16 protein-coding genes and 2 pseudogenes are annotated in these 15664 nt (G+C 42.2%); 3 read left to right on the top strand and 15 right to left on the bottom strand.

From position 1 onward, the window contains the following. Positions 1 to 60: 60 nt before the first annotated feature. The 4 genes and pseudogenes from UA76_RS18160 to UA76_RS18145 all read right to left on the bottom strand — a co-directional run bounded on the left by UA76_RS18160 (position 61) and on the right by UA76_RS18145 (position 3727). On the bottom strand, positions 61 to 1032 hold the full coding sequence (locus UA76_RS18160; RefSeq protein WP_047049110.1) for a glycosyltransferase: 972 nt from the start codon (positions 1030 to 1032) through the stop codon (positions 61 to 63). 16 nt (positions 1033 to 1048) lie between these two features. After that, positions 1049 to 1524 (bottom strand): annotated as a pseudogene (gene coaD, locus UA76_RS18155) (pantetheine-phosphate adenylyltransferase). Positions 1525 to 1587: 63 nt separating this feature from the next. Continuing rightward, positions 1588 to 2619 carry a glycosyltransferase family 9 protein gene (locus tag UA76_RS18150; protein ID WP_047049107.1) on the bottom strand — a complete coding sequence of 344 codons (1032 nt, stop codon included), beginning with the start codon at positions 2617 to 2619 and terminating at the stop codon, positions 1588 to 1590. Next, positions 2609 to 3727 (bottom strand): glycosyltransferase family 9 protein, encoded by a 1119-nt coding sequence (locus UA76_RS18145; protein WP_084705543.1) that lies wholly within the window; start codon positions 3725 to 3727, stop codon positions 2609 to 2611. The genes UA76_RS18150 and UA76_RS18145 overlap by 11 nt, the downstream gene beginning before the upstream one ends. Positions 3728 to 3798: 71 nt before the next feature. On the opposite strand from UA76_RS18145, the pseudogene UA76_RS18140 reads away from it, so the two are divergent. Beyond that, positions 3799 to 4499 (top strand): annotated as a pseudogene (locus tag UA76_RS18140) (3-deoxy-D-manno-octulosonic acid kinase). Between the two features lie 41 nt (positions 4500 to 4540). On the opposite strand, the gene UA76_RS18135 reads toward UA76_RS18140, so the two are convergent. The 7 genes from UA76_RS18135 to UA76_RS18105 form a co-directional block, all read right to left on the bottom strand. Beyond that, positions 4541 to 5410, bottom strand: a complete 870-nt coding sequence (locus UA76_RS18135; protein WP_047049104.1) for a hypothetical protein — start codon at positions 5408 to 5410, stop codon at positions 4541 to 4543. Next, complete coding sequence (locus UA76_RS18130) at positions 5403 to 6149, bottom strand: glycosyltransferase family 25 protein (protein WP_047049101.1); 747 nt, start codon at positions 6147 to 6149, stop codon at positions 5403 to 5405. The genes UA76_RS18135 and UA76_RS18130 overlap by 8 nt, the downstream gene beginning before the upstream one ends. A gap of 22 nt (positions 6150 to 6171) precedes the next feature. Then, entirely contained in the window at positions 6172 to 7401 is a 1230-nt protein-coding gene (gene waaA, locus UA76_RS18125; protein ID WP_084705542.1) for a lipid IV(A) 3-deoxy-D-manno-octulosonic acid transferase, read from the bottom strand. A 79-nt stretch (positions 7402 to 7480) separates the two neighbouring features. Then, complete coding sequence (gene waaF, locus UA76_RS18120; protein ID WP_047049099.1) at positions 7481 to 8536, bottom strand: lipopolysaccharide heptosyltransferase II; 1056 nt, start codon at positions 8534 to 8536, stop codon at positions 7481 to 7483. 15 nt (positions 8537 to 8551) lie between these two features. Next, positions 8552 to 9475 (bottom strand): glycosyl transferase family 90, encoded by a 924-nt coding sequence (locus tag UA76_RS18115; protein WP_047049096.1) that lies wholly within the window; start codon positions 9473 to 9475, stop codon positions 8552 to 8554. After that, entirely contained in the window at positions 9453 to 10586 is a 1134-nt protein-coding gene (locus tag UA76_RS18110; protein ID WP_162198964.1) for an O-antigen ligase family protein, read from the bottom strand. Before UA76_RS18110 ends, UA76_RS18115 begins: the two co-directional genes overlap by 23 nt. Before the next feature lie 61 nt (positions 10587 to 10647). Continuing rightward, a complete protein-coding gene (locus tag UA76_RS18105) occupies positions 10648 to 11406 on the bottom strand; it encodes a glycosyltransferase family 25 protein (RefSeq protein WP_047049090.1) in 759 nt (252 codons plus the stop codon). 272 nt (positions 11407 to 11678) lie between these two features. Between UA76_RS18105 and UA76_RS18100 the strand changes: the two genes are divergently transcribed. Next, positions 11679 to 12446, top strand: a complete 768-nt coding sequence (locus UA76_RS18100; protein ID WP_047049087.1) for a glycosyltransferase family 25 protein — start codon at positions 11679 to 11681, stop codon at positions 12444 to 12446. 16 nt (positions 12447 to 12462) lie between these two features. Here UA76_RS18100 and mutM read toward each other — a convergent pair whose 3' ends face one another. From mutM to rpmB, 4 genes are all read right to left on the bottom strand, one after another. Then, positions 12463 to 13275, bottom strand: coding sequence for a bifunctional DNA-formamidopyrimidine glycosylase/DNA-(apurinic or apyrimidinic site) lyase (mutM, locus tag UA76_RS18095; protein WP_047049083.1), 813 nt, complete (start codon positions 13273 to 13275; stop codon positions 12463 to 12465). A gap of 53 nt (positions 13276 to 13328) precedes the next feature. Further along, entirely contained in the window at positions 13329 to 13811 is a 483-nt protein-coding gene (locus UA76_RS18090; RefSeq protein ID WP_047049080.1) for a hypothetical protein, read from the bottom strand. 189 nt (positions 13812 to 14000) lie between these two features. Beyond that, entirely contained in the window at positions 14001 to 14168 is a 168-nt protein-coding gene (gene rpmG, locus UA76_RS18085; protein WP_002535344.1) for a 50S ribosomal protein L33, read from the bottom strand. 13 nt (positions 14169 to 14181) lie between these two features. Then, positions 14182 to 14418: a 50S ribosomal protein L28 gene (gene rpmB, locus UA76_RS18080; protein ID WP_004728407.1), complete on the bottom strand. Its 237-nt coding sequence runs from the start codon at positions 14416 to 14418 to the stop codon at positions 14182 to 14184. Positions 14419 to 14904: 486 nt separating this feature from the next. Between rpmB and radC the strand changes: the two genes are divergently transcribed. Further along, on the top strand, positions 14905 to 15579 hold the full coding sequence (gene radC / locus UA76_RS18075; protein WP_047049067.1) for a RadC family protein: 675 nt from the start codon (positions 14905 to 14907) through the stop codon (positions 15577 to 15579). Positions 15580 to 15664: the final 85 nt, after the last annotated feature.

Genomic DNA, 15664 nt, shown 5'->3' with positions numbered 1-15664 from the left:
AACTTATAATGCTTGGCAACTTTTACTAACTTATTTGACGTTTCTCGTTGAGTGCATCCCTTAAGCCTTGTCGTAGGCCAGGCGTTTGAAGTCAGCAATGACACCGCCAAGGTTGGTATTCAAATCAAACCCATTCACTACCGTTTGGTACTTTTCTACGTACGCTTTTGCCATCACATTGGCATTAAACAAATCCTGAGCATATTCATGACATCGGATTACATCAAAACACTCAGCGTTAGCCACGGCTTCTACTAACTGTGTTTCTTGACTCGAAAGAAAGCCGACGTCCTCACTCACTAGCTCTGGAAGTGAACCATAGGGTGTGGAGAAGACAGGGCAACCGAAGTAAAGGCTCTCTGTAATCGCTAAGCCAAAAGGTTCATGCCAAGTCACAGGAAAGATAAGCCCTTTCGACTGAGTCATAATTTTTGACTTGGTCATGTCATCGACCATGCCATGAAACTTAACATGTCTATCTAAAGTTAAGCGGAATCCCATTTTAAAGTTCAGACGATGGCCACCGAGTACATCTAAGCTCTGTTTTGCCTTTTTTGTAATATCAATAGCACCCTGAACATTTTTGACTCGCCAGGCTGCTTTGCCTAAAAAGTGAAAGCGCTGCCTGTCAGAAGAAAGGTCTGGCTTTAGGTAGTTATCCCAATTCAAACCATTGTAAACATACGCCTCTGCACCATGGTTTTTAGCATGTTGCGACGACACAAATACTGTATTTGGGTTTATTGGACCACGCGAGTTACCGTGCTGAGTAATAACGTAAGGCTTGCTGATCGGCTCAAAGTCCGAATGAAAGTGGACCACATCAATATCGTTAGGCAATTGGCCATCTAACCGAACGTCCGGTTGATACTCAATGACTCGTGCCCAATCACACTGTGTTCCTTTGCCCGCCAGCAACGTGACCTTATGCCCTTGCAAGTGCAATGCATACACCAAATCCCAGATCACGCGCTCTGTTCCACCATAGTTCACAACAGGCAGAGTCGCTCGGGTATAAATTAAGATATTCATCACTATGTCTGACCGATTATGAAAGCTTGTTCAAGATTGCTTTGTGTACACAGGTAGGGACAAACTGCGCGACTTCACCACCATGGATAGCCACTTCTCGTACCAATGTTGAAGAAAGAAATGCGAACTCTTCGGCTGGCGTAAGAAACAGACTCTCTAATTCTGGCTTCAAGCGTCGGTACATAGTGGTTAAACCAAACTCATACTCAAAGTCCATCGTGGTTCGTAATCCGCGTACTAATATTGTAGCGTTCTTTTGTGTGGCAAAGTCCACCAGCAAACCACTAAAGCCGTCTACTGAAACATTTTCAATTTCTTTGCAGGTTTTTTTAAGCAGCTCAACTCGCTCATCCAAGGAAAACAGAGTATTTTTGCTAGGCTCTCCGCAACGCCAATGATTAGGTGATCAAACATGCTTGCAGCACGCTTAATAAGGTCATAGTGGCCGTTAGTTACTGGATCAAATGTACCGGGATAAATGGCTATTCGCATTGTTCTTTCACTTCGTTCTTTTTGTTTAATTCTTATTGATTATTGCATACTGCCTGTCGGATTCTATATGGATGATTGCAAGACTTCGTCAACCTTCTCAACCACACTTTCCACTTCAATAAAAGACATTAAGTCTGCACCTTTCACCCTAGCTCCCCAAGGTAGCTCTACAACTGGCTTGCCGTATTGTAGCTCCGCGATTTGCTCATAAACAGAAACCACATAGTTTAGGCTATTGTATGGTCCAGTCCGTTTAGGATTGCTATGGGCGTATAACCCAATAACTGGCACGCCTTGGGTTGTCGCAATATGGGCTGGTCCTGAATCAGGAGCGATGACAAGAGAAGCTCCCTTTAGCACGGCCGCCAACTCTTTCAGCGATGTCTGCCCGACTAAATTAAGGATAGGTGTGCCCGCATTCTGGATAATAGACTCTGCCAACTTCTTCTCACGGTCCGCAGGTGAGCCGCATAATACCACCTCTATCCCTTTTGCTTGAAGATGCTCAGCAACCTTGGCATATCGCTCTGGTAACCAGTTTCGTTCGTCTTTACTAGCAGCAGGGCTAATCACCGCATAAGGCGACTGAAGAACCTTAGTTTGCGGATTGGATGTTGGAATATTCCACTGTGGATTCGTTTTCGGACACCCAAGATAATGAGCAAATTGAGCAAAGTTATCGAGTACGTGAGGTGCATCTGTTTTCGGCAACTTCTTATTGGTGAAAAGCCACTGGCCTTCCTTCGCTCGAGACCAACTAAAACCGAGCTTAACTTTAGCTTTGATACCTAAAGTCAGGATGCTTGCTCGAAGAGCAACTTGCATGTGAAGAAGATAATCGAAGCGCTGATCTCGAAGTTGTTCCCACACTAACTTCATACCTTTGAAGCCGAGTTTTTTGTCGAAAACAACGACATCAACACCATCCAAATCCTGCAGAAGTTGCGCCTCTATTTTTCCCATAATCCAAGTGATACGACACTCGGGATACTGCTTTTGAATTTGCTGAACTACTGACACAGCATGACAAACATCGCCGATTGCCGACAATCTAAGAACACAGATTGATTTAGGGCCGATTTGTTTACCCTGCATTGTTTGTCCCTAAAGGTATCATTTCAATAACCGCATCTACGACTTGAGCAGGTTTTATATCTCGCAAACAAGGGGAGTAGAGGTCATCACTAATTCGACACTTATTGGCATAACACGGCACACAGTTTCTCCCTGATTGAATCAGTTTGATGTTCCCTACTCGTTGTTGTGAGACCCCGTTTTGATACAAGTTATTAGTTTCATCTACTGGAGCTTTGTATGGCCACGGCGACCACATACTGGCTGGAGCAACACTAATAAGCGATACAATCGGTATAGGGTAGCCAGAGGCCATATGTCCAGGGCCGCTATCTGGTCCGACAAAACCTTGACTGCGCTTAAGCAAAGTCGACGTCTGCGCTAAGCTCAATTCACCTAAAACGCTTGTAATAGTATTTGAGTCAGAACAGTGTTTAAGAATCTCTTCCACTATCATTTTATCGCGTGGTAGAGGGGCTCCTGATAACACCAAATGGTATCCAGCATTGGATAATTCGCGGATAACCTCTATCCATGATTGAACTGGCCACTGCTTAATTTCATTTGAGGATGGAGCATGAACAACGAGATAAGAATCCGGCAGCCTAGCTTCAATATGAGCAGGTAAAGGTTCCTCTGGGGAAATGATCTCAGGCACCATATCCACACCTATCAAAGCAAGCATTCTGCTTGCTCGGCTCAGCTTATGCTCAAATCTATGTTGCTCAGAAATGTAGTGGGTATACACCCATTTTTTCAACCAAGACCCTGATAGGGACTCATCAATAGCTCCCAAACGCTGCCTACCAAAAACTGCGCTATAGATAGCAGTTCGATCATTGAGCATTTCATTCACGACAAGATCATATCGGCCATGCTGTTTTACTAAACGAACATAGTCGGACATTTTAGGGCGAGGAGGGATTTCGACCAAGCTATCAATATCTTGATTGGTACCAAATACCATTCCACCACGTTCATTGATGAGCACATCGATTTTTGCACTAGGATAGGCAGCTCTCAAACTGCGGGTAAACGGGGTGATCAACAAACTGTCGCCGATACAGTGCGTCGCTATCACCAAGATCTTCTGATATCTTCTAGATGGGTCGTGTTTTGAATGGCTCATCAATCAATTAGCGGTTTGATATACTCTGTTTGCAAGTATGCCATAAAGTAACCAATTCGAGATAGTAATACATGTTTAGCACTAAGCAAGTCGACAATACTTGGTATTATTTCAACCCAGATTTACTCGATGAAAATGTTGAGAGTGCATTTAATATAGCTTATTGGCGACAGAGAGGTGCCATCATCGGCAGCGCTCAAGGGCGTGGGACAACCTGGTTTGTTCAAGGAAGTAAAGGCGCCTATGCGTTGAGCACTATCGCCGTGGAGGCTTATTCGGCAAAGTAGTAAAAGATCATTACTTGTTTAGCACACTAGAGAATACGCGCGCCTATCAAGAACTCGAAGTCCTCAATACTCTAGCTCAACAGGGAGTAAATGTGCCTAAGCCAATCGCAGCTAAAATTAAGAGAAGCGGATTCACTTACCAAGCGGATATCCTAATCGAAAAGATTAATGAAGCTAAAGATTTAGTCGCGATATTATCGACGAGAGCACTCGAAACTGATGTGCTAGTAAAGATTGGTCAAGAAATACGTAAAATGCATGACGCGCAAGTTAATCATACTGACCTCAATATTCACAATGTACTCATCGATGCTGACAACAGCGTCTGGATCATCGACTTTGACAAGTGCGCCATTCAAGCTGGAGATAGTTGGAAAAAATCGAACTTAGATCGCCTTCTTCGTTCATTCAAAAAAGAAGTCCAAAAGGGAACCATCAAAGAAACTCACTTTGAGTTCGAACAAATACTAAAAGGCTACCAGTGAGGTAGCCAATAAACTTAGAACCTAAATTTAAGGATTAGTCATTACTCTTCTGGTAGGCCGAACAGCTTTCTGAGCTTCTTTTTCTTCTTGTAGATGTGGCCTTTAATTACTTCCGATAATGGCCGCCTAAAACTTAATGTTTTGGCAAGCTCAACCTGTTCTTCGAACGGCTTATCTCCATTCTCTTCAAAGAAACGCTGAAGGACGATACGAGCCCAGTTTTTTTGGCCGCTGGTTGAATAGTCATTGACATACTCTCTGGCGGGAGATAATTGAAAGTCTCTCACCAACGCTTCCGATAACGCAAATTGCTCGATCGTATGCGCTTGGCAATCTAACTCCATCATCCCTAAGATTAAGTTGTCAGCATAGTCGATATTACTCATCATACTTCTACTCACACCAATCACTCCTGAATTCCACATAGTAGAAGAAGGCGTGAGCGAGTATAGACCTCCATCAGACAGAGTAATTTCTTTCCCCTTTAGTTTCCCGTACTCTGAGCTTTCATTGACGTTGTAGATATTGGTCTCTGGGTAAAATAGCACAGCTTTCTCTGCACTAATCATTTCAAAAAGCGCTGCGGAAGTTGGTTTAAAGTGTGTATCTGCGTCAAAGAATAAGAACTTATCTACACTCTCTGGAATTACTCCAATAATGTATTTTAAACCACGGTTTTTAATCCTGAAATGATATTTGCCATCGCAAGTCCAATCTGCCTTTTGCTCTCTAGAAATTGGAAAAACAGTAAATGGTAAATCCGAGAAAAAATCTGGTTTCTCTGTCAATACATAAACATTTGGCTGTCCATTCTCGGGACAATTAGCTAGAAAAGACAGGAGACTAAACTTCGCTCCTTGGTAGTATGTAAGGTCGTCTCCATAAACGATCGATACAATAGCGTTACTCATGTTTTCCCTCTGAAAAGTCAAATAATTGCTTTTGTTTCTTGCTCATGTGACTGCGGACATTTCTACGGTACCAATCTTTAATAGAACTTCTTATCGTGGCATACATACCCGATTTTGCACCATTCAACTCACTAGCAAATAGTCCACTTTTACTTCCCTGAGAAACTAAGGGTGGTTGGCACCAATATATCGAATAACCTAGTCTTTCATTTTCGTTACCAATAAAGCCATCGATTGGTGCATCAACAACCTCTGACTCAATAAAAGACACGAGCTTCTCGGCAAAAGCCAAATCATAAACATAGCCCCCACACAGTTTGTTCGTCGAACAAAGATAGAGCGTTTTATTAGGCTTTCGGTAAGAGTAAGGTACGGATGTTGCCGCATCTTCTATGTTGGCAAAGTAACACTCTTTATCTTTAAGTTCCTTTAAAGATAGAGAAAGCTTTTGAGTAAAGTTGTCAACAAGAAGTGCGTCATCTTCAAGTACAAGCACTTGCGGAATACGTTCTTCGACAACACGCTTCATAACTAAGTAATGTTTATAAAAGCAAGATTTCTCAGCTAAACGTAGGGTATCCGTAAAAAATTCACTACGCACGGATTCACTAAGGTCATCAATATCACCTCTAAGCATATATTCATACTCGACTATCCCATGCTTTGGTAAGTGACTATCCATGTGAGCGCGGCGGTTCTCGTACCCCTTACTTACGTGGATAACAAAGGTCTTAATCATAGTACGTTCTCTGCAATAGCGATCATTGATTAAATAGCGGCAACAACGAAATAGCCTCTAAGGATTTCTTCAGTGCGCCTCGATTTTTTAGCACTATATCATAGGCCGCTTCACCACGAAGTTTAGATTGGCTGGCATTTTCAAAGCCTTCAACAATTGCATCGCCTAAGTCCTTCGAATTTTGAATGACTTTTAACCCATCAACATCAATCAACTGCTGTGCCAAATCGGTGAAATTAAAATAGCTCGGTCCAGTCAGGCAGTACTTACTCAAAAGTGCAGGTTCAATAAAATTGTGACCACCCACCTTCTTGCCGATGAGACTTCCGCCCATAAAAACGAGATCACTTGCTGCCATCATAATAAGCATCTCACCCATGGTATCGCCCAAGTAAACGTCGATATCAGAGATAACTTCTACATTGTCAGACTCACTTCTTCTAGTGACCTTCAAACCTTTGCTCACTAACATTTCTGAGACACCATCAAAACGCTCGGGATGACGAGGAACGAGAACAAGCAGCAAATTATCAATCTGCTTTTTGGCAAGCTTATAAGCGTGTATTACTTGCTCGTCTTCCCCTTGATGCGTACTCGCCGCAATTAAAACAAGCCGCTCCTCTCCTAGTGTTTGCCTAAGCTCTTGCCCCTTACTGGCTATCTCTAGCTCTAGATCCACATCATACTTGATCGATCCCGTTACGATCACTTTTGAGGCACTTACGCCAAGATTTTCAAATCGCTTTGCGTCGTCAGCATGTACTGTAAGGATACGCTCAAAATGATTGAGAACAGGAGAGATAAGCGAACGTACTCTTTGGTAGTTGGCCGCGGATTTTTTAGATAGGCGCCCGTTGATGAGCATCGATGGAATACCGAAATGGGATACACAGTGAAGAGTATTTGGCCAAACTTCCGTTTCGATTACCAATAGCAGATCGGGCTTCACTGACTTCAAAAAACGCTTAACGCACCAACTAAAATCAATGGGCATGTAACGGTGAATCACATCCAGTTCAAATTTGGAAACTTGTTCTGCCCCAGTGCTCGTCGTGGTAGTAACAAGTACCTGGTGTTCTGGGTACTTGCTCACCAACATCTCTACTAGCTTTTTACTTGCCAGTACTTCACCGACGGATACAGCGTGTACCCAAATAACACCCGATTTATCGTGTTCAAGACTAGGAGTAAAGCCAAAGTGCTCTCTCCATCGAGAACCAAACTTGGGTTTATTTGTCTTTGAACGATACAATCCCCAAAGAAGAACAGGCTGATGAACGCCAGCAATACCGTGTATATAAACCGAGAAATCACGTTAAGCCTCCACTAAACTAGGCCGATTTCGTAGGAATATGATCAAAGCTCTCGATAGCGTTCAGAACTCGTATAGGAGCCAGTTCTGTCAAACACTTCATATGCTCTTTCGGGCAAGTTCGTTCAAAACATGGACGACAATCGATATCTGTATTCAATACGGCCAGTTTATCCGTCAATGGCGGTGTATACTTTGGAGAACTTGAACCATACACCGCAACGACATTACATCCAACTGCAGCAGCAACATGCATCAAACCAGAATCATTGCTCACTACCGTTCTACATGCACCTATTAGATCAACAGCCTGAATTAAACTTGTGCTACCCGCCAGATTGTGACAGTGAGCTTGATTGGGCTCTGTCACTTGCTCAATAATCTTTGAGGTCACTTCACGGTCTTTTGCTGAGCCAAACAGCCAAATCTGATAGCCCTTTTCGATTGCAGCATCAGCAACAGCTGCAAAATGATGGTCTGGCCAACGTTTCGCAGGGCCAAACTCTGCTCCTGGGCATAACCCAAGCACAGGCCTTTCTAGTTTGAGGTTGAACGCATCTAAAGCTTCTTGCTGAGTTTCTTTAAATACGTCAAGCGATGGATAAGGCAGTTCTGATAATTCACCTAAACATCCACTGCCTGTCATATCTGACTTTGGATGTGCCAGAGCAACATAGCGCTCAAGCATGTACTGAAAGGCTTTCTTGTTAGTTCGGATATCATTAAGCAAACCAAAACGCATCTCTCCTTTCCATCCAACTCTTTTCGGTACTTTAGCAAACCAAGGGATTAACGCAGACTTGGCAGAGTTCGGTAGTGTAAATGAAAGATCATAACCCTCTGGGCGCAATGACTTACCAAGACGATAACGAGTTTTGAGGTCAAACTGCCCGTGACCTAGCGGCATTTCGATAGCTTTGTTTACTTGAGGCATACGCTCTAAAATTGGCTTACACCAAGCTGGAGCAAGCACATCGATTAGAGCAGAAGGGTACTGTTTTTTGAGCTCTATATAGAGCCCTTGAGACATAACCATGTCCCCAACCCAAGACGGGCCAATTACTAGAATTTTCATCGCGTTTATCGTTCGCTATTCATTATCCACACGCTGCCCTGTAAGCTCAAAGTAACGTTCCAGCGTCTTAATACAGATTAACTGCTCAAGCTTCTCATCCTTAAAGGGAGCCACATACTCATGAGCATTCTTAACAATCTGCTCAGCCTCTTTTGGATTGTCTAGATAGTAACGAATTTTCTCTTCAAAGTCTGACCAATCATCTTTAACTTCAATATAATGAATACCCGCTTTCAGCGTACCTTCCATAAACCATGTTTCGTACTTCATTTTCGGAGTAACAACGACTGAGTTTGAAGACATCGCCCACTTCAGATTGGAAGCGACGTCATTTCCCTCTAGGCAAATTATAAATTTGAACTTTAACTGATCGCTAACTGACATAAATGGCTTTTGCCATTCTGGATTATCACTCGATGAGTTTGACTGGCCCGCATCGACCAATGGGTGACCAAACATTTGCTCCATAAAACGAATACGATGAGGCTGAGTCACAGCACCTCGAAAAACGGCCATGTCCTTTTTGTCCGAAAAACTCAAATTATCTTTTACGAACCGGAAGTGACGACGTTTATCTAGCTTGAATAACACTGAATTACAGTTATCGCCCTCTATTGGTCTTGCTTTAAACAAAGTTGGAACTGGCTCAATATGAGTTTCATCGCCAAAGTAATAGTTGAATCGAAAGTGCTTGGGGAAATAGTATAGGAACTCTTTAAGATCGAAGTAATAGGATGTGTAGCCTTTGCGCTTATAACTTTCGATTGTCGCAATAGACTCATTGAGTAACAAGTTTTTGAAACAGCAGTAATAGTTAACCCTGTCGTCAACGTACGCATCACTTACCCTATCCTGTGATAGCACTTGCTTCCTGATTCTAAATGCCCACTTAGGGGATAAAGTTAAGATCAAATGCTTAAGGTAGTAACCGATCTTCATTCTTTTTCTTCGCCATAGTAAGTATTATACCAATAGGCACAATAAAGTAGATAACGCTCTGAGGATGTATATTGTTATACTCTGATAAATTAACTAAGCACTGAAGAGAGCACAACCCTATAACAATAAATAGCAGGCAAGATGAGTCGCACTGTTTGCACTGCTTTATTGGATAAAAAACAACACACAAAAACAACGCCAAGCCTAAATAACCATATCGCAACAATATGTCTAAAAAACCGTTATGAAAGTGATCAATGACTATCATAAATAAATTTTCAGATACCACACCACTTTCTTTCATTGCCGCCAAACTTGTTAACAAACCATCCTTTCCATAGCCATACCACGGCATATCAGCCAGCATATCCAAACCTAGAGACCACATCTGAACTCGATAGCCTATGGATGAATTTAAGTGCCCTTGCGCAATATTGCTTAACTCTTTGCTAATCGCAGTAAATCTGAATATAAAATCAGTAAAATAATAAGCAGATATCATCAAAGCTACCAGAGTCAATAGTGTCAATGCTAGACCTTTAAACGTAATTCGAAGGCTTCGCGTGCTAAAAACCGCTAATAAAAAAGAGAGTAGAAAGGAAATAGCAGGACCTCTAGAGCCAGTACCAATCAGTACAAAAGCTAGGCAGAGTGTTGGAAGAATGAGAATAGCTTTAGTTTGCAATAACGGAGCCAACAACATGCAAGACAAAGAAATTAACAATAGGCAAGCAATGTTGTAGGCCAATGGAATAGCATTAACTTCCCAAAGCCCTCTTTCAACACCACTATTATAGTATAAAATATAATAAGCAAAGCTAATTGAAGAAAAAACAAATATAGAAGAAAGATACTTTAAGTTAAAACGAGCATAATTAAAGAAAAGTATATAAACCAAGCTTGATATTAATGCTCTAATAAACCCTGAATCAGCACCATGTACAGAATAAGAAACTGACATCCAGAAAGCCAATAAAACTACCATCCATAACCAATAGTTTTTACTTAAGTTTTCTTTTGGAGCTTGGGTTCCTGTGAAAATTAGAGATACAACAGAAAAAATCATCACCAGAGCGGTAAAAGTCATATCTCCTTTACCATCAAAGTGCATGAACACAGTCATCCATATCAAAGGAAGAGCTTGAAAAAAAGATAAGACTTTATCTCGAGAATTAGTACTTAATAACATGTTCAAAAACTCTAATTACTCTTTTATTCGTGTGTGACCAAATATATTTCTTATGAAAGCACTTTAATCTATATTTAATGCTCTGCAACAACCCTTCTTTTTCCACATTCACTGAACTCTCAAACCTACCAGATTTACTACCTTGATGCACTAAGGAAGGCTCAGCCCAATAAATATTAATTTTCATGTCATTGCGATATTCACTTTGATAGGTATCGATAGGTAGTGTGGTTCCATTTTGTTCAATAAAGTCTACTAACCTATGAGCTGCCACGTTATCAATAATGTAAGCTCCACACATTTTAGTGTAGTTAGCGAGGTAAACTTTTTGGCCTTTATTTCTAAATCGATATGGAACAGCTAAATAGGCATCTTCGATATTAACTAAATAATTTGATTCTGCTTTCAGTTCATCGAGAATCTCTAAGACCGAATTACAAAAACCTTCATTGAGTAAAACATCATCTTCAAAGATTAGAGCATATTGCAACTCTCTCTCCACTACCTGCTTGCAAGCCAGATAGTGCTTATAGAAACAAGAGTTCTCTGCGGGGCTTGTTTTACTATCTTTGAAGATAGTAGCTAGTACCTCAGGAGATAGAGCCTTAATGTCGCCATCTAAAATGTACTCAAATTTATCGATACCTCTATGTGGTAAATGTGTATCGATATGAGCTTTTCTATCTTCATAACCTTCACTTACGTGAATCACGAAGACATGCTCAATAGGCTGCTGCGTCATACCTATCACCCCGTAATACTAAAAAAGAGCGCTCGATTATACCCTGCGCCTGTTGGACATTCACTAAAAAGCTCATCAGAGGCAACGAAGTGTTAACTACTCCACGACATGCCGCGCACGATATCTATGCTACAAACGCACCTAGTTGATTATCGATGTGAGAGCCTCGTAACTTTTTCTATAAACTTCATCAGCTAACTTGTTTACTCAACATAAGTGTATGTAACATTACATCTTAAAGTCGCCCATATACTAAGCTCACCAATTACCTGATGAAAGCATACTGTATTACTCTCAACGGCTGCGAAAATAGGCAGTCAACCACTAAAAAAGTTTTAGCCAAAGCTAGTCTTGACGTTGAGTTCTTTATTGGTGTGGACGCAAGAGTTGACACGCACCCACTGCTAGACCGTAGCAGAGAAAAGAAGTTCCTCTATAACATGGGACGACCCGCAGCCATTGGAGAATTTGGCTGCTATGCAAGCCATTATCTAATGTGGCAAAAATGTGTAGAGCTCAATGAACCAATAATCATCTTTGAAGATGACTTTGATATTGATGAGAAGATGTTCTCTGCAACTCTTTCAATCGCGGAAAAACACATTGACGACTGTGGTTACATTCGTATTGAAAACGCAGACAACCACGATATGTTTTATCAAGTGCGCAGCTTTGATGAGCAACGCTTGGTCAAATACTTAAAGATCCCTCAATGCATGACTGGGTATGCTATTTCCCCTAAATGTGCGAAAGCGTTTATCGAGCACAGCCAAACTTTTGATTACCCTGTCGACGTCTTTCTTCGCAATGCTTGGATCCATAAACAACCGATTTTTGGCGTGTGCCAATCTGGCCTTTGGGGTGGTAACAAACCATCAATCATCGGCAATAGAAAACGCAAGGGTAAGAAGAACTACCTTGTTGCAGCAATGAAGATAGTCAATAAGCTTAAAAACATGACACTTAACCTAGCAACCAACTTCTACCACCTCGCAATGCTGGGTACAAAATACAAACCGACTAAGCTGTGGAAGGGCTAGACCTGTTACAAAATCGCTATAAGCTCTGACACTGATTACAAAAAAATGTATTCCTCTGCCCAATTTTTTGCTCCTCTAGAGCGGTTTCACAATTTGGGCAGTTCTCTCCTGCTTTTCCATAGACTTGCAACTCTTGGGCAAAGTAACCTGGCTTACCGTCCGCTTGTGCAAAATCCTTTAACGTTGTTCCACCTTGTTTAATGGCAGTAGCAAGCACTGCTTTAATGTCATCCACTAAAACCTCCCATTGCCCTATACTCAAACTCATTGTCGGCTTCAGGGGATGGATATGCGCAGAAAATAGTGACTCATTGGCGTAGATGTTGCCGACGCCCACCACAATTTTGTTATCCATGATGAATTGCTTAACCGCCACTCGCTTATTCTTGGCTTTTTCGAACATGTACTGTGCGTTGAAGTCATCGGTTAAAGGCTCTGGCCCACAGTTGTCAAACACAGAATGAGATTCGCCAACAGGTGCGAATAGCCAAGCGCCAAATCGCCTTGGGTCGTTATAGCGCAGTACTTTACCATTGGTCAGCTTCAAATCGACATGGTCATGCTTACTTGGAGGCAATTCAGCATCCAGTACACGCAAAGAGCCCGACATACCTAAGTGAACAATGGCATTTCCAGCGTCAGTTTCAAGCACGAGATACTTAGCTCGTCGAGAAATGCTCTTAATGGCCTGTCCTTCGAGTTGCTTTAACTCTTGAGGAATTTCCCAACGAAGTTTCGGTGTACGAAAGGTAAAACTCTGGATAGTTTCACCAATCAAATGTGGGGATATTCCCATACGACTCACTTCTACTTCTGGTAACTCTGGCATGACATCTTCCTGAATCAATCTGTATAAGCAAAGAGGGTTCTAGCTAAACTATATTACTGCACATTGGGGAAAAGAAGCTCTTCAGAAGCAGAGATAGCTATCCATTGATCTTGCCAGTTTCTCAGCAACCAGAACTGATCAGTTTTGTATAAGGTGATCCTTTGGGGCTCTTCGCGATCTTTGAACCAAACTTCTATTGACTGCGGAGCACTCAATGACGCTTCGAGCTGAGAATACATATCTGCGTCCACTTCTGTACCTTCTAGTCTTGCCCAGCGCTCAGCGACTTCTGATGCGTGCTTGCTTTGAATATCATTGATAAACCAGCCTTCTGGTCGTTTTTCCAGAGACCAACGATTGTAGTAGATCGCATTGAAGCTAAGATCAGGGTCGAACAAAGTGGGATATAGGCTTGTCGGCTCTTCGAGCAGGTAAGTTTTAATCAGGGTGGGCAAATTTAACAGTGCCATAGCGGCAATAACCGATAAGATAATAATATTGTTCATGCGACGACGACGCGCTGGACTAACTCGCATTTAAAGCACTCTTCCCTGTTGACCTGTGTGTAGAGTATAAAAGCTAACGTTGGATAAGTCGCCAGTTTTTCCCAAGCCCTTTTCTTTCCCTAGCACGGTTTCAGCAAATAGTAGGCAATAAAAAACCCAGCCTAAGCTGGGTTTTCTAATTCTTTCTTCTACATCGAAGAATCAAAGAGTGACAATCAATTACTTGATTTTCGCTTCTTTGTACATAACGTGCTGGCGTACTACTGGATCAAACTTTTTGATCTCAAATTTGCCTGGCATGTTACGCTTGTTCTTGTCAGTTGTGTAGAAGTGACCAGTACCTGCAGAAGATACTAGACGGATTTTCTCACGAATGCCTTTAGCCATTGTTTAATTCCTCTTAAACGTTTTCGCCACGTGCACGGATATCAACAAGAACAGCATCGATGCCTTTCTTATCAATGATACGCATGCCTTTAGCAGTTAGACGTAGTTTAACAAAACGTTTTTCGCTCTCTACCCAGAAACGATGAGTTTGTAGGTTCGGCAGAAAACGACGCTTAGTAGCATTTCGTGCGTGTGAACGGTTGTTACCCGTTACTGGACGCTTACCAGTTACTTGGCATACTCGGGACATGAATGTCTTCTCCAAATCGTTTCAGCTCGATATCAACCTTGGTGGCCGAACCTCTCTCTCACTTAACTAAAGAAGTTCGAGGTTAAAAACCGTTATGGTAAATCCATACAAGGCTATCAAAGGTCGCGCATTATACTAACTTGACATGCATTGCTCAAGACCCGAACAGATCCTTTTTACAGGTTTTCGTGATCTTTTTTTGAGCAGAGCTGATTTAGGTTCAAAAATTGTCGGGCGATTGTAGCAGATTTCGTTTCTCGAACAACTAAAAGTTGAGCGAAAGCACATATTTGATTTCATGCCTCGTTTTACCACCAGCCGACGCCGTGCTAACTGGTTATGAAATATGTGACAAATATCCTTTCAATTCATGCTCATAACGCATCAATCACGCTTTAAAGAGCCTACCGATAACGCATTGCTACCGATGCAAAACCTTGCCTGTCATTCGATCGAATAAAGTTGGATGAAATTTCTTCAACAATAATGACAATGAATTCTCTGCCTAAAGAATCTATGCCACGAGAAAAACTCATCTCTCACGGTGCCCATGCACTCACCAATGCTGAACTTTTAGCCATATTCCTAAGAACGGGGACTCAGGGGATGAATGTCATCACCTTAGCCGATCACCTTATTAAAGACTTCGGTTCTCTACGCAACCTCTTTTCCGCCAGTCAGCAAGAATTTTGCGCTCGCAAAGGGTTGGGAGAAGCTAAATACGTACAACTCCAAGCGGTATTGGAGATGACCCAGCGCTACTTATCGGAAACATTAAAGCGAGGAGAGGCTTTAACCAGTCCAGAGCAAACTAAACTCTATCTTTCGAGTGTGCTCAGGGATCGTCAAAGAGAGGCCTTCTATATACTGTTTCTGGATAACCAACATCGAGTCATACGCGATGAAGTATTGTTCGAAGGCACGATAGATGCCGCCTCTGTTTATCCACGCGAAGTGGTTAAGCGTTCTCTAGAGCTCAATGCTGCCGCGTTAATCCTCGCCCACAATCACCCGTCAGGGGTCGCTGAACCTAGCCAAGCTGATAGACGCATAACACGCAGGTTGTCAGACGCGCTTGAACTGGTGGACATTCGAATACTGGACCACTTTGTCGTCGGCGATGGCGACGTCGTCTCTTTTGCTGAACGTGGATGGATTTAAAAACGCGATATCCTTCCTGTTAGCCACATTTTTATCATCATGGTATCTTAGGCCGCAGAAAAACTGATGATGAATGGTTTAAAAG

It is taken from the genome of Vibrio mexicanus (genome assembly GCF_001012815.1).
Classification (GTDB): Bacteria; Pseudomonadota; Gammaproteobacteria; order Enterobacterales; family Vibrionaceae; genus Vibrio; species Vibrio mexicanus.
This window is presented reverse-complemented; position numbering and strand designations above follow the sequence as displayed.